The organism is uncultured Microbacterium sp. (assembly GCF_947489255.1).
Lineage (GTDB): Bacteria > Actinomycetota > Actinomycetes > Actinomycetales > Microbacteriaceae > Microbacterium > Microbacterium phycohabitans.
Genome location: NZ_CANLCY010000001.1, coordinates 481,786 through 500,497 on the forward strand (window position 1 = coordinate 481,786; position 18,712 = coordinate 500,497).

At 71.2% G+C, this 18,712-nt stretch carries 19 protein-coding genes; 11 read left to right on the top strand and 8 right to left on the bottom strand.

The window, feature by feature from the left end:
- Positions 1–9 precede the first annotated feature (9 nt).
- The gene (locus Q0818_RS02275) at positions 10–264 is read left to right on the top strand and encodes a three-helix bundle dimerization domain-containing protein (protein ID WP_298870877.1); all 255 of its coding nucleotides are present in this window, start codon (positions 10–12) and stop codon (positions 262–264) included.
- Positions 265–321: 57 nt separating this feature from the next.
- Here the strand turns inward: Q0818_RS02275 and Q0818_RS02280 are convergent, their stop codons facing one another.
- Positions 322–633, bottom strand: coding sequence for a hypothetical protein (locus Q0818_RS02280; RefSeq protein WP_298870878.1), 312 nt, complete (start codon positions 631–633; stop codon positions 322–324).
- Between the two features lie 118 nt (positions 634–751).
- Between Q0818_RS02280 and Q0818_RS02285 the strand changes: the two genes are divergently transcribed.
- The gene (locus Q0818_RS02285; RefSeq protein ID WP_055959437.1) at positions 752–1,069 is read left to right on the top strand and encodes a hypothetical protein; all 318 of its coding nucleotides are present in this window, start codon (positions 752–754) and stop codon (positions 1,067–1,069) included.
- Positions 1,070–1,072: 3 nt separating this feature from the next.
- On the opposite strand, the gene Q0818_RS02290 is transcribed toward Q0818_RS02285, so the two are convergent.
- Complete coding sequence (locus tag Q0818_RS02290) at positions 1,073–1,399, bottom strand: hypothetical protein (protein ID WP_136586020.1); 327 nt, start codon at positions 1,397–1,399, stop codon at positions 1,073–1,075.
- A gap of 112 nt (positions 1,400–1,511) precedes the next feature.
- On the opposite strand from Q0818_RS02290, the gene Q0818_RS02295 reads away from it, so the two are divergent.
- From Q0818_RS02295 to treZ, 7 genes are all read left to right on the top strand, one after another.
- Positions 1,512–1,655: a hypothetical protein gene (locus Q0818_RS02295; protein ID WP_298870884.1), complete on the top strand. Its 144-nt coding sequence runs from the start codon at positions 1,512–1,514 to the stop codon at positions 1,653–1,655.
- Between the two features lie 43 nt (positions 1,656–1,698).
- Positions 1,699–2,376, top strand: a complete 678-nt coding sequence (locus Q0818_RS02300; protein WP_298870887.1) for a GTP pyrophosphokinase family protein — start codon at positions 1,699–1,701, stop codon at positions 2,374–2,376.
- Positions 2,377–2,432: 56 nt separating this feature from the next.
- Positions 2,433–3,284 (top strand): transposase, encoded by an 852-nt coding sequence (locus Q0818_RS02305; protein ID WP_298870889.1) that lies wholly within the window; start codon positions 2,433–2,435, stop codon positions 3,282–3,284.
- A complete protein-coding gene (locus tag Q0818_RS02310; RefSeq protein WP_298870892.1) occupies positions 3,281–3,763 on the top strand; it encodes a glutaminase in 483 nt (160 codons plus the stop codon). Before Q0818_RS02305 ends, Q0818_RS02310 begins: the two co-directional genes overlap by 4 nt.
- A gap of 97 nt (positions 3,764–3,860) precedes the next feature.
- The gene (gene glgX, locus Q0818_RS02315) at positions 3,861–6,083 is read left to right on the top strand and encodes a glycogen debranching protein GlgX (protein ID WP_298870894.1); all 2,223 of its coding nucleotides are present in this window, start codon (positions 3,861–3,863) and stop codon (positions 6,081–6,083) included.
- A 5-nt stretch (positions 6,084–6,088) separates the two neighbouring features.
- Positions 6,089–8,494, top strand: a complete 2,406-nt coding sequence (treY, locus tag Q0818_RS02320) for a malto-oligosyltrehalose synthase (RefSeq protein ID WP_298870896.1) — start codon at positions 6,089–6,091, stop codon at positions 8,492–8,494.
- Between the two features lie 90 nt (positions 8,495–8,584).
- Positions 8,585–10,336, top strand: coding sequence for a malto-oligosyltrehalose trehalohydrolase (gene treZ / locus Q0818_RS02325; RefSeq protein ID WP_298870899.1), 1,752 nt, complete (start codon positions 8,585–8,587; stop codon positions 10,334–10,336).
- 41 nt (positions 10,337–10,377) lie between these two features.
- On the opposite strand, the gene Q0818_RS02330 is transcribed toward treZ, so the two are convergent.
- Positions 10,378–11,487, bottom strand: coding sequence for an ROK family transcriptional regulator (locus Q0818_RS02330; protein ID WP_298870902.1), 1,110 nt, complete (start codon positions 11,485–11,487; stop codon positions 10,378–10,380).
- Positions 11,488–11,543: 56 nt separating this feature from the next.
- Here Q0818_RS02330 and Q0818_RS02335 point away from each other — a divergent pair, with 56 nt between their 5' ends.
- Positions 11,544–13,682, top strand: coding sequence for an alpha-galactosidase (locus Q0818_RS02335; protein WP_298870904.1), 2,139 nt, complete (start codon positions 11,544–11,546; stop codon positions 13,680–13,682).
- Positions 13,683–13,707: 25 nt separating this feature from the next.
- Here Q0818_RS02335 and Q0818_RS02340 read toward each other — a convergent pair whose 3' ends face one another.
- From Q0818_RS02340 to Q0818_RS02355, 4 genes are all read right to left on the bottom strand, one after another.
- Positions 13,708–14,748 carry a sodium:calcium antiporter gene (locus Q0818_RS02340; protein WP_298870906.1) on the bottom strand — a complete coding sequence of 347 codons (1,041 nt, stop codon included), beginning with the start codon at positions 14,746–14,748 and terminating at the stop codon, positions 13,708–13,710.
- A 154-nt stretch (positions 14,749–14,902) separates the two neighbouring features.
- The gene (locus Q0818_RS02345) at positions 14,903–15,718 is read right to left on the bottom strand and encodes a tryptophan-rich sensory protein (protein WP_298870908.1); all 816 of its coding nucleotides are present in this window, start codon (positions 15,716–15,718) and stop codon (positions 14,903–14,905) included.
- 208 nt (positions 15,719–15,926) lie between these two features.
- Positions 15,927–16,655, bottom strand: coding sequence for a GMP synthase (locus Q0818_RS02350; protein WP_298870909.1), 729 nt, complete (start codon positions 16,653–16,655; stop codon positions 15,927–15,929).
- A gap of 217 nt (positions 16,656–16,872) precedes the next feature.
- Complete coding sequence (locus Q0818_RS02355; protein WP_298870911.1) at positions 16,873–17,595, bottom strand: LysR substrate-binding domain-containing protein; 723 nt, start codon at positions 17,593–17,595, stop codon at positions 16,873–16,875.
- Between the two features lie 34 nt (positions 17,596–17,629).
- Between Q0818_RS02355 and Q0818_RS02360 the strand changes: the two genes are divergently transcribed.
- Positions 17,630–18,019 (top strand): DUF1304 domain-containing protein, encoded by a 390-nt coding sequence (locus tag Q0818_RS02360; protein ID WP_298870914.1) that lies wholly within the window; start codon positions 17,630–17,632, stop codon positions 18,017–18,019.
- 114 nt (positions 18,020–18,133) lie between these two features.
- On the opposite strand, the gene Q0818_RS02365 is transcribed toward Q0818_RS02360, so the two are convergent.
- A complete protein-coding gene (locus Q0818_RS02365; RefSeq protein ID WP_076673580.1) occupies positions 18,134–18,541 on the bottom strand; it encodes a transferase in 408 nt (135 codons plus the stop codon).
- Positions 18,542–18,712: the final 171 nt, after the last annotated feature.

The window sequence follows — 18,712 nt, forward strand, 5'->3', positions numbered from 1 at the left end:
CATGAGGTCATGAACGAGAAGGCGGTGGACGTGGGCGAGACCCCTCGCGCGTCCGACGCCGTGCAGATGGTCGACGGCGTGCACGTCGCCTCGTTCCGCGGAGTGCTGTCGCGCCTGCACGCGGACTACCCCGGCGAGGATCCCGCCCGCATCGAGGCGATCGTCCTGCGCGAGTGGGAGGCCTTCTCGGCCGGTCGGCCGCTGGTCGTGCCCGCCGCCGTCGAAGAGGGCGCTCGCGAGATCCTCGACCAGCCGCCGGTCTGAATCAGGCCGTCCTCGAAGGTCGGAAGCGGTTCGCCGCCGTCCGCCGCCACGTTCGACTCAGGCGTCGGGCTGACCCGGCTCCGGCACGAGCAGCAGGCCGCCGGAGGAGTTCGCCGACGTGGCCAGGGCCTCGATCCACGCGCGACTGAGCAGGGCCGGCTCGGGCTCGTCGAACACGAACCGCAGCGGGATCGACGGGTGCAGCCAGACGGTGCTGCGCCCCACCTCCTGCCCGGGGCCGTGCGTCCACGACAGGGTGAAGCTCTCGCCGCGACGCAGTTTGGTCGCGACGACCACCTTGACGTGCGCCAGTGCGCGGTCCTCGATCTCGATCGGCGTTGCAACGTCGCCGTAGTAGAGCGTTCCCACACCGGCACGTTAGTCGCCTCGACCTCCGGGGACCCCGGGGGTTGCACCGCGGGCGGTGCCCGTGGCATCCGGTTCGCGGTTCGCGGATGACGCTGCGTTCCTCGACTAGGCTTTGAGCATGGGCCGATTCATCTACGACACCGTCGCGAACGCCGTCGACATCGATGACCGCACGCTGGCGCACCTGCGCATCGTCGTGATGAACAAGCTGCGCCGCTCCGAGTCGTTCATGTTCGACGTCGAGGTCGGCGACGGCAGCGGACGCCGCAGCTTCTGGATGCACCCGTCGGTGCCGATCCAGTTCCACTTCTACGGCAGCCGTCAGCCGCGCATCAACCGCGTGTGGGTCGAAGACCTCATGCTCGCGGCATCCGGCCCCAACGGTCTGGCGATCACGCCCGAGCCGAGCGAAGACGCCCACGTCGAAGAGGGTTGACCTCTAGCGCTTCTCCGCGTCCTGCGCGGGGGTGACGTCTTCGGGCACGAGCATGATGCCGCCCGACGAGTTCGCCGAGTCGGCGAGCCGCTCGATCCACTCGCGGCTGAGGGTGGTGGGCTCGGCGTCGTCGAACACGAACCGCAACGGGATCGCCGGGTGCAGCCACAGCGTGCTGCGACCGCGTTCTTCGTCGTCGCGGTGACGCCACGACAGCGTGAAGCTCTCGCCGCGGCGGAGCTTGGTCGAGATCACGACTTTCAGGTGGGCCAGCGCGCGGTCTTCGATGTGCACCGTGGTGCCGCTGCCGCCGTAGTGAATGGTCCCCATGGCCTTCACGATACGCCAGGGCTCCCGCTACGCCCAGGGATGCCGGGTGTCAAGACCACCGGCGGGGGGCTCCGCGCCTGTCACAGTGGGACTCTGCACGGAAGGAGGCGCCGTGGCACATCCCCCCACTTCCCGGCAGCCCGGACCGGCGGAGGATCCCGACGATCTCCCGGACGTGTTCCGGGGACTGATCGCGATCGACGTGGTCGACGGCGAACTGGTTCCCCGCTCGACGGAACCGCCGCGCGCCGGATGACGCTCCCAGCGCCCTCGTAGCCGACGGCGCTAGCGTCGTCCGCATGTCGGACCCGCTGGACGATCAGCAGATCACCGTCTCCGGGGCGGCGCTGCGGGCTCTGCGCGACGAGTTCCAGCGATTCCTCATGGAGTACCGCTTCGGCCTCGCGGAGGTCGAGACCAAGATCTCGATCCTGCGGGAAGAGTTCCAGGAGATGCACGCGTACAACCCGATCGAGCACGTCTCGAGCCGGGTGAAGTCGCCCGACAGCCTCGTCGACAAGGTGCGACGCAAGGGCATCGAGACCGATTTCGATTCGATCCGCGCGACCATCACCGATATCGCCGGCATCCGCATCACGTGCAGCTTCGTCGACGACGCCTACCGTCTGTCCGACCTGCTGACCCGGCAGGACGACATCACCGTGCGCGACGTCAAGGACTACATCGCCGAGCCGAAGGCGAACGGGTACAAGAGCCTGCACGTCATCGTCGAGGTGCCGGTATACCTCTCGACCGGGCGGGTCGACGTGCCGGTTGAGGTGCAGTTCCGCACCATCGCCATGGACTTCTGGGCGAGCCTTGAGCACAAGATCTACTACAAATACGACCGGCTCGTGCCTCCGGAGCTGCTGGCCGAGCTCAAGAACGCCGCCGACACCGCCGCGGAGCTCGACGCGCGGATGGAGCGGTTGCACCGCGAGATCCGCGGCCCGCGCCCGGGCATCGTCTCGCTCTGACGTGCGCCGACCGTCGCCGGGTGGTCGAGGTCTCGGTGGGCGACCACAATGAAGGGATGAGCGACGACGCCGCCCGCCTCGACGAAGCTGCCGCCGCGCTTCTCGCGCTTCCCCCCGCGCGCTTCACCGCAGCCCGGAACGAACGCGCCGCCGCCGCCGGCGGCGCCCTGGGTCGCGGTATCGCGAAGCTGCGCAAGCCCACCGTGGCGGCCTGGGCGGTGAACCTGCTCGTCGCCGACGGGCAGCTGGGAGAGGCCGTGGAGCTGTCGCGCGCCCTGCACGAGGCGCAGGACGACCTGGATGCCGCGGAGCTCGCCCGTCTCGGACGCCAGCGGCGTCAGCTGGTGACCGCCCTGGCGCGGCGGGCGGCGGAGTTGGCGAGCGAGGCGGGGACTCCGCTCAGCGCCGCCGTCACCGACGCGGTCGAGAAGACCGTCAACGCCGCGGTCGTCGATCCGGCGGTGGCGGCCGTCGTGCTCACCGGGCGCCTGGTGTCGGCGATCGACCTGGCCGACCTCGACCCCTCCGACCTGGGCGCCGCCGTCGCGGGTTCGGTCCCCGACGCCGCGCCGGCACCCGCGCCGCGCGATGACCTGACGGCCCGTCGTGCGCGCAAGGCCGCCGAGCGCGCCGTGCGCGAAGCCGAACGTGCGAGGGCCGACGCCGAGCGCGAGAAGGCGGCGGTCGACAAGCGCCTCGCCACGGCGCGCGAGCGAGCCGACCGCCTGCGCGAGCGCGTCGAGGGACTCCGCGCCGACCTGCGCCGCGCCGAAGCCGAGGCCGACGAGGCCGACGAGGCCGTGACCGAGCGCGAGGAGGCGCAGCGCGACGCCGCGGCGGTCGCCCGTGACGCGGCGCGGGCGCTCGAACGGGCAGAGGCCGCGCGAGACGGGGGAGGGGACGCATGACCGGCGTCGCACCCCTGATCGACGCCGCCCGGGCCCGCCTCGTCGATGCGCCGCGCGAGCGCATCGGCGAGCTGCAGGAGGGGCGGCGGCTGCTCGGCATCCCGCGCGCTCCCCGCATCGTGCCGCGCGGAACGGCGTGGCACCTCGGGGTGCTGCTCGTGACCGACGACGGGATCCTCGCGACCGGTGACATCGTGCGCGCTCGCGCCGAGGTGCGCCGCGGTTTCGCGGCGGAGTCGCAACGGCGCCGCGCCGAGCTCGCCGCCGCCGCCGCGCGCGGCGGTGTGCCCGAGGGGGAGACGGTGCACATCGGGTGGCGGCCGGTCGACCTCGAGCGCCTCGACGCGGCCTCGGCGCCGCTGGCGCTGCGCGACGGGGAGGTGTGGGTGCGGTGGAGCGCCGCGGGCGGATACATGCCGATCGCGCGGTACCTCGACGAGCGCGTCGAGCTGCTGCGGCATCCGCCCGAGCGCGCGTGAGGGCCGGAGTTCGCGGAGCCTCGTGCGCATAGTCGGGGGTGCCCCGGGTGTCAACAGGCGCGACCCCGACCGTTCGGCGAAACGACGCTGGTCTATCGTGAGCGACGTGCAGCAGGTATGGCCAGGATCCAGTTATCCCCTCGGGGCCACTTACGACGGTAACGGGACGAATTTCGCCCTGTTCAGTGAAGGAGCGGAGAAAGTCGAGCTCTGCCTCTTCGCGGAGGACGGAACGGAGACGTGCTTCGAGCTCGTGGACGTCGACGCGTTCGTGTGGCACGCCTACCTCCCCAACATCCAGCCGGGGCAGCGGTACGGCTACCGCGTCCACGGCGAGTACGACCCCTCGCAGGGCAAGCGCTTCAACCCGAGCAAGCTCCTGCTCGACCCCTACGCGAAAGCCGTCGAGGGGCAGATCGACTGGGGCCAGCCGGTCTTCAGCTACGAATTCGGCGACCCCGACTCGTTCAACGACGAGGACTCCGCCCCGCACATGATGAAGGGCGTGGTCGTCAACCCGTTCTTCGATTGGGCGGGCGACCGTCAGCCGAAGATCCCCTACGCCGAGAGCTTCATCTACGAAGCCCACGTGAAGGGCCTCACCCAGCTGCACCCCGACGTGCCCGAAGAGTTGCGCGGCACCTACGCCGGCGTCGCCCACCCGGCCGTCATCGACCACCTGCGCAAGCTCGGCATCACGGCGATCGAGCTCATGCCGGTGCACCAGTTCGTCAACGACTCCACTCTCGAGGAGAAGGGTCTGTCGAACTACTGGGGGTACAACACGATCGCGTTCCTCGCGCCCCAGAACACGTACTCGTCCACCGGCGACCACGGTCAGCAGGTGCAGGAGTTCAAGGCCATGGTCAAGGCGCTGCACGCGGCCGGCATCGAGGTCATCCTCGACGTGGTCTACAACCACACCGCCGAGGGCAACCACATGGGCCCGACCCTCTCGATGCGCGGAATCGACAACGAGGCGTACTACCGCCTCGAAGACGACGACAAGCGGTACTACACCGACTACACCGGCACCGGCAACAGCATGAACGTGGGCAACCCCCACACGCTGCAGCTGATCATGGATTCGCTGCGCTACTGGGTGCTCGAGATGCACGTCGACGGATTCCGCTTCGACCTGGCATCCACCCTCGCCCGCGAGTTCTACGAGGTCGACAAGCTCGCGACCTTCTTCGAGCTCGTGCAGCAAGACCCGATCGTCTCGCAGGTCAAGCTCATCGCCGAACCGTGGGACGTCGGTCCCGGCGGCTACCAGGTCGGCAACTTCCCGCCCCAGTGGACCGAGTGGAACGGCAAGTACCGCGACACGGTGCGCGACTTCTGGCGCGGCGAGCCCCAGGCCCTCGGCGAGTTCGCCTCCCGCCTCACGGGATCGGCCGACCTCTACGAGCACTCGGGACGTTTCCCGGTGGCATCCATCAACTTCGTCACCGCGCACGACGGCTTCACGCTGCGCGACCTCGTGTCGTACAACGAGAAGCACAACGACGCCAACGGCGAAGACAACAACGACGGCGAATCGCACAACCGCTCCAGCAACATGGGCGTCGAGGGGCCGACCGACGATCAGGTCGTGCTGAAGCGTCGAGCGCAGCAGCAGCGCAACTTCATCGCGACACTGCTGCTCAGCCAGGGCGTGCCGATGCTGCTGCACGGCGACGAACTCGGTCGCACGCAGGGCGGCAACAACAACGGCTACGCGCAGGACAACGAGATCACGTGGGTGGACTGGTCGAACATCGACACCCCGCTCATCGAGTTCACCGCCGCCCTCGCACGGCTCCGCAAGCAGCACCCCACCTTCCGCCGCAGCCGGTTCTTCGACGGCCGCCCGGTGAAGATGGAGGAGGGCGCGCCCATTCCCGACGTGGTGTGGCTGCGTCCCGACGGCTCGCTCATGCAGCCGGAGGACTGGGACAACGGCTTCGGCCTCGCGGTGGGCGTGTTCCTCAACGGCCAGGGCATCCGCGAGCGCGATCGTCGTGGAGAGTCGATCAGCGACGACCACTTCCTCGTGCTGTTCAACGCCGGTGACGACAAGGTCGACTTCCGTCTGCCCGACTTCGAGTACGCCCTCAAGTGGGACGCCTACGTCGACACCGCGGGGGAGCGCGCCAACACCGAGCCCCTCGAGCCCGGGGAGACGCTGCCGCTCGAGCCGAAGTCGCTCATGGTCCTGCGCGAGCACCACCTGCCCGAGCCCGAGATCGACCACTCGGTCGCCGCCTCCCTCACCGCGCAGATCCCGGTGGTCGGCACCGACGACCTGCCCGGTCAGGCGCCCAAGCCGGAGCTGTGAGCGACATGCGGCATCCGCTCTCGACCTACCGCCTGCAGATCCGCGAATCGTTCACCCTCGACGACGCCGCCGAGGTCACGGGATACCTTCGTGACCTCGGGGTCTCGTGGGCGTACCTGTCGCCGATCCTCGAGGCCACGCCCGGCTCGGACCATGGGTACGACGTGGTCGACGTCGAGCGCGTCGACCCCGCACGCGGGGGCGCCGAGGGCCTCGACCGCTTCGCCGCGGCGGCGCGCGCGGCGGAGCTCGGCATCCTGATCGACATCGTGCCCAACCACATGGGCGTCTCGGAACCGCGCAGCAACGCGTGGTGGTGGGACGTGCTGCGACAGGGGCGGGCGTCGGCGCACGCGAGCGCGTTCGATATCGACTGGGAATTCGGTCGCGGCAAGGTTCGCGTGCCCGTGCTCGGCGATCACCTCGACGCGGTCATCGACGAGATCACGTACGACCCCGCGCCCGCCGACGACGCTCCCGACGGCCTGATCCGGTACTACGACCACGCCTTCCCGGTCGCGCCGGGGACGGGGACGGATGCCGCGGCCGCGGGCTCGCGCGAGGCGATCGAGGCTCTTCTCGATGCGCAGAACTTCGAGCTGCGATTCTGGCAGGACGAGGCGGACGACCTGAACTACCGGCGCTTCTTCGCCGTCACGACCCTCGCGGGCGTGCGCGTCGAGCTGCCCGAGGTGTTCGACGCCACGCACGCCGAGATCCTGCGCTGGGTGCGCGAGGGCCTGGCCGACGGCCTGCGCGTGGACCACCCCGACGGTCTCGTCGACCCGGGCGGGTATCTCGACCGGCTTGCGGTCGCGCTCGAGGAGGCCGGCGACGGCGAGGTCGGGTACGTGCTGGGCGAGAAGATCCTCGAGCACGGCGAGGCGCTGCCCTCGTGGTGGAAGACCGCCGGAACGACCGGATACGACGCGCTCGCCGAGATCGACCGCGTGCTCACCGACCCCGCCGGAGAGGCCGCCCTCGACGCGCTCGATGCGCGCCTCCGCGTCGACAGCGACGTCGCGCCGCTGACCGGCTGGCACGACCTCATCCACGACACCAAGCGCAAGATCGCCGACTCGATCCAGGTGTCGGAGATCCGTCGCCTGGTGCGGGGCCTTCCCGCGGAGCTGCGCGACGAGTTCGGCGCCGACGTGCTGCAGGACGCGCTCGCCGAGATCCTGGCGTGCTTCCCCGTGTACCGCTCGTACCTCCCCGCCGGTCGCGCGCACCTCGACGCCGCCGCGGGCGAGGCCGAGGTACGCCGGCCCGAGCTGGGCGACGTGATCGAGAAGCTCGTCCCGGTGCTCGCCGACACGAGCCTCGAGGTCGCGTGGCGGTTCCAGCAGACGACCGGGCCCGTCATGGCCAAGGGTGTCGAAGACACGGCGTTCTACCGCTACACGCGGCTGGGCTCGCTCACCGAGGTGGGCGGCGACCCGGGGGAGTTCTCCCTCGACGTCGCAGGCTTCCACACCGCGCAGGCCCTGCGGCACGCGTCGTGGCCCACCGCCATGACGACGCTGTCGACCCACGACACCAAGCGCGGCGAGGACACGCGCGCCCGCATCGCTGTGCTCGCCGAGATCCCGGAGACGTGGGAGGCACGCCTCGAGGAGTTCCGCGGGATCGCCTCGACCGGTCACGGACCCTTCGACGCTCTGCTGTGGCAGGCCATCGTGGGGGCGTGGCCCGCCTCGGCATCCACCCCCGAGGGGCTGAAGGACTACCGCGAGCGCCTGCACGCGTACGCCGAGAAGGCAGCGCGCGAGGCGAGCGAGGTCACCGGCTGGTGGGAGCAGGACGAGGCCTTCGAGGAGCGCATGCACGCGGTCGTCGACGCGGCCACCGGCCCTGCTGCCGAGCGCGTCCGCGCCTTCGTCGACGAGATCTCGCAAGCCGGGTGGTCGAACGGCCTGTCGGCGAAGCTGCTGCAGATCATGGGCCCCGGTGTCCCCGACGTCTACCAGGGCTCGGAGCTGTGGGAGCAGTCGCTCGTCGACCCCGACAACCGTCGTGCGGTCGACTTCGCCGAGCGCCGTCGGATGCTCGCCGAGATCGACGCCCCGGGGGCTCGTCCTCCGGCGGTGGATGCCACGGGGGCGGCGAAGCTGCTCGTGACCTCGCGCGCGCTGCGCCTGCGCCGCGAGCACCCGCTCGAGATCTACCGTCCGCTCGAGGCCGCGGGAGTGGCATCCGACCATGTCGTCGCATTCGACCGCGGCGGCGTGTTCACGGTCGCCACGCGTCTGCCGCACGGGCTGAAGGCGGCGGGAGGCTGGCGCGACACCGTCGTGCTGCTGCCCGACACGCCCGTCGTCGACGTGCTGACGGGCCGCTCGTTCGCCGGTGGCCCGACCCCCCTGGCCGATCTGCTGGCGTTCCTCCCGGTCGCCCTCCTGATCTTCTGACCCCCCGAGCGCGTGAGTCGCCAGAATTTGTCGCCTCACGCGCTCTTGGAGCGACAAATCTTGGCACCTCACGCGTAAGGACGAACCCACATGAGCATCGACGTTTGGGCACCCAAGGCACAGCGGGTGCGGCTGCGCCGGCTGGACGACAGCGGCGACAGCGTCGTCGAAGACATCGAGATGACCTCGGCGTCGGACGGGTGGTGGACGGCACCGGTCGACCTCGCCGACGGCGAGCGGTACGGCTTCGTGCTCGGCGACGGCGATGACCTGCGCCCCGACCCGCGGTCGCGGCGTCAGCCGGGCGGGGTGCACGAGGCGTCGGCGTGGTTCGACCCGTCGGTGTACTCGTGGAACGACGCCGCGTGGACGGGCAGGCAACTCGCCGGGGGTCTGATCTACGAGCTGCACTTGGGCACTTTCACCCCCGAGGGGACCCTGGATGCAGCGATCGGGCGCCTCGACCACCTCGTCGACCTCGGCGTGACCCACGTCGAGCTGCTCCCGGTCAACGGCTTCAACGGCACGTGGAACTGGGGATACGACGGAGTGCTCTGGTACACCGTGCACGAGGCGTACGGCGGGCCGGAGGCCTACCAGCGCTTCGTCGACGCTGCGCACGCGGCCGGGCTCGCCGTCATCCAGGACGTCGTGTACAACCACCTCGGCCCCTCGGGCAACTACCTGCCCGAGTTCGGGGAGTACCTGCGCGAGGGCAGCCGCAACACGTGGGGCGACTCGGTCAACCTCGACGAGGACGCCGTGCGGGCCTACATCGTCGAGAACGCCCTGATGTGGATGAGCGACTACCACGTCGACGGCCTGCGCCTGGATGCCGTGCACGCGCTGCTCGACCACCGCGACGTTCACGTGCTGCAGGAGATCGCCGAGCGCACCGACGCCCTGTCGGCGCACCGCGGCATCCCGCTCACGACCGTCGCCGAGAGCGACATGAACGACCCGAAGCTGATCCTGCCGCGCGAGGCCGGCGGCTACGGCCTCACCGCCCAGTGGTCCGACGATTGGCACCACACCGCCCACGTCGCCCTCACCGGCGAGACGACCGGTTACTACGAGGACTTCGCCGACCTCGACGCCTTCCGCAAGGTCAACGAGGGCGGGTTCTTCCACGACGGCACCTACTCCTCGTTCCGCGAGGAGAAGCACGGCAAGCCCATCCCGGATGCCGTGCCGAACTGGCGTCTCGTGACCTTCGCCCAGGACCACGACCAGATCGGCAACCGCGCCGCCGGCGACCGCCTGTCGCAGTCGCTCGGCTACGACCGCCTCGCCGCGGCAGCGGTGCTGACGCTCACCGCGCCGGGAACGCCGATGCTCTTCATGGGCGAGGAGTGGGGCGCGACCACGCCGTGGCAGTTCTTCACCTCGCACCCCGAGCCCGAGCTCGGCAAGGCCACCGCCGAGGGGCGCATCGCCGAATTCGAGAAGATGGGATGGGACGAGGACTCCGTGCCCGACCCGCAGGACCCCTCGACGTTCGAGAACTCGAAGCTCGACTGGGACGAGGTCGGCGAGGGCGATCACGCCCAGCTCCTCGGCCTGTACCGCGAGCTCGCGAAGCTGCGCCGGGAGCGCCCCGAGCTGACCGATCCGTCGCGCGAGGGTCTGTCGGCCGCCGCGCGCGAGGCCACCGGCGGACGCGTCTACGAGCTGCACCGTCGCGACCTCGTGGTCGTGGTGAACCTCTCGGAGGCGGAGGCCACGGCATCCGTCGTTCCGGGAGCGCGCGTGCTGCTCGCCACCGCGGACGGCGTGGTGCTCGACGGCACGGCGCTGACGGTGCCCGCGGGGGCCAGCGCGATCGTGGGTCCGGCGCTCTGACGTCGCGCTGACGGCCCCGTTCCCGCGAGGGAGTGGGGCCGTCAGCGTGTCAGCGGAATGCGTCCCAGTTCGGCCTGGATCGCCACCGCCGCCGCTCCCCTCGCCCAGGCGGAGAATCCCGCGCCGTCGACGTGCACCCGCACCGGCGTCGAGCCGTGAGGGCGGGTGCGCTCGAGGGCCGCGTCGACATGCTCGCGCGCGAGGTCGCAGACGGCGGTCGCCTCACCCGCCAGCACGATGTCGGCCTGCAGCGACAGGTTCGCCGCCAGCCCGCACAGGATGCCGAGGGCCTCGCCGGCATCGTCGATCGCGGCCCGCGCCGCGGGTTCGCCGTCGCGGGCCAGCGAGAAGACGTCGTCGGCGCTGACCGCGCGCCCGAGATCCCTCGACACCCGGATGCTCAGTGCACCGGTCGTCAGCAGGGCGTCGGCGCACCCGCGATGACCCTCCGCGCACGAGGGCCCGTCGGCCCGGAGCGGGAGGTGTCCGACGGTGCCGCGAGACGCGTCGGGGGAGCGGACGGTGCGCCCGTCGACAACGAGCCCGAGGCCGACGCCGGCGCCGATCGTGACGACGGCGAACCCGGGGATGCCCCGTCCGACGCCGAACCAGCGCTCGGCATCCGTGAGGGCGACCACGTCGTTCTCGAGCGCGACCGGGACGCCGAGCCGCTCGGCGAGCATGGCGGCGAACGGCACGTCACGCCATCCGAGGAAGGGGGCGTCGGCGGCGAGGCCGTCGTGCACGTGCCCGCCGATGGCGACGCCGACGCCGCGAACGTGGTCCACGGCATCCACGAGGTGTGCGATCGTCGCGGCGACCGCGTCGGGGGAGGTGTCGGCGAGGGCGCTCTCGTGCGACTCGATCACCCGGGCGCGCATGTCGGTGGTGATCAGGTACAGGCGCTCGCCGGTGAGCTTGACCCCCACGAACGTCCCTGCAGCGGGCGAGAGGTCGAGGGGACGCGACGGGCGGCCGACCGATCCGGCGGCGTCGTCGAGTTCGACGAGCAGGCCCGCGTCGAGCAGCGGGCGTGTGAGACGGGTCAGGCTCGCAGGCGACAGGTGCAGGCGCGTCGCGAGGGCGCTGCGCGAGAGCGGTCCGTGGATCAGCACCTCGCGCGCGACGGCGGCTTCGCTCTCGGTGAGCATCGTTTCCTCCCCCGCCGGCTGATGCGTCGAATAACTTCCGTGATAAAAATAATGCCATGTCCGACCCCGTCGCCGCCGCCGAGACCGCCGTCCACCTGCGAGGCGGTGGCACGAGCGTCGTCGTCGACCTCACCGCGCACCCGGCGCCCGCGATCATCCACTGGGGCCCCGACCTCGGCGAACTCGGGGCCCGCGAGCTGTCGTCGATGGTCGTCGCCGCGCGGCCGCAGCGCGTGTCGGGAGGTATCGACCAGACGCCCCGCCTCACGATCGTGCCGACCGCCGCGGCGGGATGGCCCGGGGCGCCCGGGTTCGAGGGGGGACGCGGCGGTGTCGTGCAGGGGACGGTGTTCTCGACGGCATCCGTCGATGTCGCCGTGGATGCCCTGACGCTGCACCTCGTCGACGAGCAGCGCGCTCTGCGTCTGCGCACCGAGCTGCGGGTGGATGACGCCGGACTCTTCACGCAGCGACTCACGGTGACCAACGACGGCGCCGACGACCTCGTCGTGCAGGCGCTGCAGCCGACGTTCCCGCTGCCGTGGGACGCCACCGAGATCCTCGACACGACCGGGCGCCACCTGCGCGAGCGCTCGGCGCAGCGCCACGCCTTCACCTTCGGCACGCACCTCCGCGAGAGCCGCCGGGGTCGACCGGGGGCGGATGCCACGCTGCTGCTGGCCGCCGGGCGGCCGGGGTTCGGGTTCGAGAGCGGCCTGGTGCACGGCATCCACGTCGGTTGGAGCGGCAACCAGCGCGTGTTCGCCGAGCGGCTGCCGCTGGGCGAGGCGCTGCTCGCGGGTGGCGAGCTGCTCGCGTGGGGAGAGGTCGTCGTCGCCCCCGGCGATGAGCTGTCGTCGCCGATCGTCTACGGCTCGTGGGGCGACGGGCTCGACCAGCTCGCCGCGCGCTTCCATGACACCTGGCGCGCCCGCCCGCAGCATCCCACGCGCCCGCGCCCGATCACCCTGAACACCTGGGAGGCCGTGTACTTCGACCACCGCCTGCCGAAGCTCCTCGAGCTCGCCGACGTCGCCGCCGAGATCGGCGTGGAGCGCTACGTGCTCGACGACGGGTGGTTCCGGCACCGCCGCGACGACACCGCGGGGCTGGGCGACTGGTTCGTCGACGAGGGCGTGTGGCCTGACGGCCTGAGCCCGCTCGCCGATCACGTCATCGAGCGCGGCATGGAGTTCGGGCTGTGGTTCGAGCCCGAGATGGTCAACCCCGACAGCGACATCGCCCGCGCGCACCCCGAGTGGATCCTGCGCGGCCGCGACGAGCTGCCGCCCTCGGCCCGCCAGCAGCAGGTGCTGAACCTCGCCCACCCCGGCGCCTACGCCTATCTGCTCGATCGCATGACCGCGGTGCTGCGGGCCTACCCGATCGCCTACGTGAAGTGGGATCACAACCGCGATCTCGTGGATGCCGCGACCGGGCCGGGCGGAGGCTCGGCCGTGCACGCCCACACGCTCGCCGTCTACCGCCTCATCGACGAGCTCAAGGCCGCGTTCCCGGACCTCGAGATCGAATCCTGCGCCTCGGGCGGCTCGAGGGTGGATCTCGGCATCCTGGATCGCACGGATCGCATCTGGACGAGCGACTGCCTCGATCCCGTCGAACGGCTCGAGACGCAGCGTCACACGGCCCTGGTGGTGCCGCCCGAGATGATGGGCATGCACCTGACCACTCCGCACGTGCACTCCACGGGGCGCACGGTGTCGCTCGCGTTCAGTGGCGCGGTCGCCCTCTTCGGGCACTTCGGGATCGAGTGGGACCTCACGACGCTCTCCGCCGACGACCGCGCGCTCGTGGCGGAGTGGGTGGACCTAGCGCGGCGGGTGCGGCCGCTCGTGGCGACCGGACGCCTGGTCAACGTCGACACGACCGACCCCGGTCTCGATGTGCGCGGCGTCGTCTCAGCCGAGCGCGACCACGCGTTCTTCACGATTGCGCAGACCCAGACGCTCATCGCCTCGCCCGCGGGGCGCGTGCGCCTCCCCGGGCTCGACCCCGACCGCGCGTACCGCGTGCGGCTGGTCACCCCGGGCGGACTCGTGCAGGAGCCCGCGCAATCCCCGCTGCCCTGGGCGCACGACGACACCGTGCTCACCGGCCGGCAGCTGGCCGTCGCCGGCATCCGTCCCCCGGTGCAGAACCCGCAGCAGGCGGTGGTCGTCGAGCTCACGGCGTGATTCCGGGCGTGCAGCCGGGGCTCGCTCACGCGGAGATCGCGAACAGCCCGCCGATGCCCACGGCGTAGAGCACGAGGACGACGAACGAGTCGACGCCCATCCCGATGATCCGCCGCTGCGGACGGAAGATCAGGCCGACGACGTAGACGAGCGTCAGCAGCGCCGCCAGCGCGGTCAGGTAGATGTCGGCGCCGTTGGCGCGCGGGAGCACCGCCGATCCCGAGATCACCGTGGCCAGCAGGAACAGCACGGGCAGGAAGGCGTTGCCGCCGAAGATGTCGCTGATGGCCAGGTTGTCGTCGCCCTGCCGGATGGCCTGCAGACCCGTCGAGATCTCGGGTAGGGAGGTGGCGAGGGCGAGCACCGTCGCGCCGAAGAGCACTCCCGACAGTCCGATCTGCGAGGAGGCCGCGTCACCGGCGCGCTCCAGGACGACACCGGCGACGAGGGTCGCTAGTGCCGCGATCGAGAAGACCACCGCGGCCTTCTTCGTGCTCATCTTCGTCTTCGCGGGCGAGGGCTTCGGACTCGCATCGGGGGCGCGGCCGTCCTCGTGCCACGGCAGGTGCTTGCCGGCGCGCTGCACCAGCACCAGCCCGATGATCCAGAGAGCAGCGATCAGGACCACGTCGGGGGTCAGCCGCAGCACCTCGAGGCCGTCGGGCAACTGGCTGCCGGCGATCACCACCGCCAGCACCGCCACCACCGACAATCCCTCCAGCACCAGGGTGAGCGAGGCCGCGCGGTAGGTGAGCGGCTTCACGCCGCGCCCGCGTTTGCCGAACGCGTCGAGGATCACCAGGACGACCGTCTGCAGGGCGATGCCGCCGAGGATGTTGCCCACCGCGACCTCGAGGTTCCCCGCCATCGCCGCCGACACGGTGATGGCGATCTCGGGAAGGTTGGTCGCCACGGCGAGCACGATGAGCCCGCCCAGGGCGCTGCCCAGATGCAGGCGCGCGTCGAGGACGTCGGTCGCTTTCGACAGCTGGATACCGGCGACCCACACCACCGCCGCGGCGGCGACGAAGATGACGACGAGAAGGGCGAAGGGCAACGAGTCCACGCCCCGATGAGACCACCGATCGCCGTGGCATCCGATGCTCTTGTGCGGCGGATGCCGAGGGGTTACGCGAGCGGCCCGTGCGCCCCCGATCCGTCGACGTCCGGCGGGTGAAGCGCGGTGCGCCGTGGCGCCCCGCCGGCTCGTGCGCCCCCGCTCAGTCGACGTTCGGGCGGATGAGGCGCAGTACGCTCACGGCCACGGGGGGCACGAGCACGACGACGGCGACGATGATCGCCGTCACGCCGATCGGGGTGCTCTGCGGTTCGCCGCCGAAGCGTTCGACGGCGAGCCAGCTGAGGCCCCATGCGAGGGCGAGAGCCGGCGCGACGCGCCACGAACTGCGCCAGGCGATCGCGAGTCCGATGAGCGCCACCACGATCAGCACGGCGACGCCGATGGCATCCGCCCCCTCCTCCCACGACGGCGGGACGACCGTGGTGAGCCAGGCGGCGGTGTTGGCGACGGTGGCGAGGTTGACCCATCCGAGGTGAAGGCCCGTGACGCCGTCGATGAGCACCGAGTCGACGACGCCCCCGCGCGGTTCGCGGGTGGCGACGGCGACGCGGAAGGTCCAGCCGAGGGCGGCGAGGAGCAGGACGATCACGACGACGGTGAGGAACAGCGTGCCGAAGCGGGCGGCGACGAGCCACAGACCGTTCAGGGTCATCGTGAGGGCGATGAGCCAACCGATCGCGCGCTGGCGCGCGTTCGTGCGCTGGCGGGGGAGGGCCTGCCAGATGGCGTAGGCGATGAGGCCGAGGTAGATGATCGACCAGATCGAGAAGGCCGGGCCGGCCGGCGCGAGGTACGAACCGCTCGTGCTGAGGGCGCCGCCCTGCTGATCCTCGACGGCCGTATTGCCGAAGGCTCCCGCGCCGATCACGGCCGCGATGAGCATGAACGACACCGCGGAGAGGACGACGATCTGACGCGCGAGGTCTGCGCCCCGCCACTGAGCTGTTGCGTTCATACAGAGAACACTAGAAAAGCTAGGTAAATGGATGCCGTGGGCTTGACTTTCTCCCTCGTCGCCCACCGAGCCCGCCGCGCCGCCGTGCCTGGTCGTGCACAGCAGCGGGAGCGCACGGCGACACGCCGGAGGGCGGCCGGGGCCGGACGGCGTTTCGCCGCGGCCACCCGCCGTTGTGCCCGCCGGGCCTCGGAGGAGGTGCCGCCCGTCAGGCGGCGACGGCGCGAGCGGCGAACGAGCGCAGCAGCCGGGTGGGCTGCTCGACCGACGCGGTGCGCACGTGCGCCGAGACCTCGTCGAAGGCGTCGGCGTCGAAGTAGCCGGCATCCCGGTAGACGACCATGCGCTCCACGAACGCCTCGGTGGTCGGCTCGGGGTGGAACTGCGTCGCCCATAGCGCGCGCCCCGCCCGGTAGGCCTGCACCGGACACGCGGAGTTCTGGGCCAGCAGCGTCGCCCCCGGCGGCACGCTCGCGGTGCCCTCCTTGTGCGCGGTCAGGGCTTGGAAGCGCGGTTCCAGGATGCCGAAGAGCTCGTCGGCGCGGCCCGCCTCGGTGAGCGAGATGTCGGCGGGACCCGTGCCCTCGGGGTGTCCGAGGGTCACGTCGCCGCCGAGGAACCGCGTGACCACTCCGATCCCGAAGCACGTGAACAGCGCGCTCGTGCGACCCTCGATCGCGGCGGCGGCCAGGCGCTCCAGGTCGCGTTCGAGGCGCCGCTGCTCGTCGGTCTTGTCGGGATCGGTGACGTTGAACGGGCTGCCGCCCACCACCACGGCGGCGAACCGGTCGAGGTCGGCGGGCAGGGGCTCGCGGACGAGGTCGTGGTGCACGAGCTCGTGATCGCGCACGCCCAGCCCATCGCGGAACGACGCCCACTCCGCCTCCGCCGCGACCCGCTGGGGGCGCGCGCAGACGTAGAGGAGGGGGGCGGTCACTCAGGGATTCTATGCGGGCGGCGCCCGGGCCGAGCGGGCCTGGACATGCGGCGACACGTTCCGCGCTGCGCGTCCTCTCGCGCGACCCGCCGCGCGCGAAAGCCTTTCCGCGCATTCTCGACGAAGCCCCGCTCGACGCGCGTTCGCCGCCCTCGGCTCGAGATGCGGGCGGATGCCGCTGACGCGGCGCGTCGGATCGGAATCCGCGAGCCGTTCGTCAGCGCGAGGAGCGGGCCGTGCGGCCGCGCACGATGCCGACGAACGTCTCGACGTCTTCGGTGGTGCGCTCGCGCAGCCACGCCAGGGCGACCGTGGAGCGCGGACCGTCGGTGAGGACGCGGTAGTCCACGTCGCGGCGCTGGTGCGCGCGCGCGAGCGACATCGGCACGATCACGACGCCGACGCCCGCGGCCACCGTCGCGATGGCCTCCGCGGTGTCGGCCGGAGGCGCGAACGCCGGGGGCACGGCATCCGGGACCTCGGTGTGCAGCACGTCGTCGGCCGGGACGATTACGACCTCGCCGGCCAGATCGGCGAGGGCGAGCTCCTCGGCCGCGGTGAGGTGCGATTCGGCGGCCATCACCACCACGGGGAGTTCTTCGTACAGCTCGATGACGTGGACGTCGTCGGATGACTCCACGGGAAGGCGCACCAGAGCGGCATCGACCTCGTCGAGCGCATCCCGCTGCGACGCGACGGCGATCTCCCGCAATTCGAGCGACACGTGCGGCAGGCGTTCGCGCCAGACGCCGATCCATTTGCCGGGCGTCGCCCCGGGGACGGCACCGAGGCGGAACGCGCGGGGCTCTGGGGGAGGCGTCGGCTCCGGTCGGCGCGAGGGCTTCGGCGCCGGCCGCGGCCGTCCCTTCGCCGCCGCGCGCGCGGGTCCGCCGCGTCGCGGTGCGCCGCCGCGACCTCGGGAGCCCGAACCGTTCGCCATGGTCCCAGGCTAGCCGCGCCGCTAACGTGGAGGGATGATCGGCGTCCTGGGACTCGTCTTCGCGGGGCTCGCGGCCCTGCTGCACGTCTACATCTTCGTGCTCGAGAGCGTGCGCTGGACGCAGCCCGCGACGTGGAAGGTGTTCGGCATCGCCGACCAGCGCGCCGCCGACATCACCAAGCCCATGGCGTACAACCAGGGCTTCTACAACCTGTTCCTCGCGATCGGCGCCGCCGTGGGCGTGGTGCTGTGGATCGTCAACGGCACCGGTGACGTCGCGGGGCGGACGCTGCTCATCTTCTCGCTCGGCTCGATGCTCGCGGCGGCGCTCGTGCTCGTCACCTCCGGGCGGAAGTACCTTCGTCCCGCCGCCATCCAGGGGACGCTTCCGTTGCTCGGTCTCGTGCTGACGATCCTCGCCTGAGGGACTCGACGGCCACCCGCTCCGTCGCGGGTGCGCGGGCACCTCGCCCGGGCAGACGAAGACCCGCACGCTCCGGGGAGTCGTGCGGGTCGATGAATGCCCGGCGGGCGGGGGTCAGGCCGCGAGGCGCAGACCCCGACGGTCGGTCGCGACGGCCTCGCCGTCGTTGATGATCTCGTCGTCGCCGATGAGCGACCCCACCGCGATGCGCGCGTTGTGGCCGACCTGGGTGCGGACGCCGATGTGCGCTCCGGCGCCGATGACCGCGCCCGCACAGATGTGCGCGTGCGGTTCGATACGGGCCTCCGGACCGATGACGGCGTCGGATTCGATCCACGCGCCGCGACCCACTCGAACACCGGCCGCGATCTGCACGCCGGGTTCGACGTAAGCGCCGTTCTCCACGAGCGCCGACGGGTGGACCTTCGCGCCGTGCGCGACGAGGCCCCGACCGTTGACGTGCTTGCGGTAACGCAGCGTTTCGCCGTGGTCGTTCTCGATGTCGATGTAGTTCTTTCCCACGATCCCCTCCGGTCGGCCCTCGGGTGCGCCGACATGTCTGACAACGGGTGGGGAATGCTCTTCATTCCCTCGAATGGTTCTTCGTCGCCCCTCCCGCTATCGGTTTCCTCGATGTCGAGAGATCCCCTGCGGTCCGTTGCCCGGCGTTGTGTTGTCCCCTTGTTCTCGCAT

Coding starts and splice junctions, on each gene's coding strand:
- Q0818_RS02285 (WP_055959437.1), top strand. CDS start 752: ATGGGCCGATTCATCTACGACACCGTCGCGAACGCCGTCGACATCGAT.
- Q0818_RS02330 (WP_298870902.1), bottom strand. CDS start 11,487: ATGCTCACCGAGAGCGAAGCCGCCGTCGCGCGCGAGGTGCTGATCCAC.
- Q0818_RS02360 (WP_298870914.1), top strand. CDS start 17,630: ATGATCGGCGTCCTGGGACTCGTCTTCGCGGGGCTCGCGGCCCTGCTG.
- treZ (WP_298870899.1), top strand. CDS start 8,585: ATGAGCATCGACGTTTGGGCACCCAAGGCACAGCGGGTGCGGCTGCGC.
- Q0818_RS02275 (WP_298870877.1), top strand. CDS start 10: ATGAACGAGAAGGCGGTGGACGTGGGCGAGACCCCTCGCGCGTCCGAC.
- Q0818_RS02300 (WP_298870887.1), top strand. CDS start 1,699: ATGTCGGACCCGCTGGACGATCAGCAGATCACCGTCTCCGGGGCGGCG.
- Q0818_RS02355 (WP_298870911.1), bottom strand. CDS start 17,595: ATGGCGAACGGTTCGGGCTCCCGAGGTCGCGGCGGCGCACCGCGACGC.
- Q0818_RS02305 (WP_298870889.1), top strand. CDS start 2,433: ATGAGCGACGACGCCGCCCGCCTCGACGAAGCTGCCGCCGCGCTTCTC.
- Q0818_RS02290 (WP_136586020.1), bottom strand. CDS start 1,399: ATGGGGACCATTCACTACGGCGGCAGCGGCACCACGGTGCACATCGAA.
- Q0818_RS02310 (WP_298870892.1), top strand. CDS start 3,281: ATGACCGGCGTCGCACCCCTGATCGACGCCGCCCGGGCCCGCCTCGTC.
- Q0818_RS02345 (WP_298870908.1), bottom strand. CDS start 15,718: ATGAACGCAACAGCTCAGTGGCGGGGCGCAGACCTCGCGCGTCAGATC.
- treY (WP_298870896.1), top strand. CDS start 6,089: ATGCGGCATCCGCTCTCGACCTACCGCCTGCAGATCCGCGAATCGTTC.
- Q0818_RS02335 (WP_298870904.1), top strand. CDS start 11,544: ATGTCCGACCCCGTCGCCGCCGCCGAGACCGCCGTCCACCTGCGAGGC.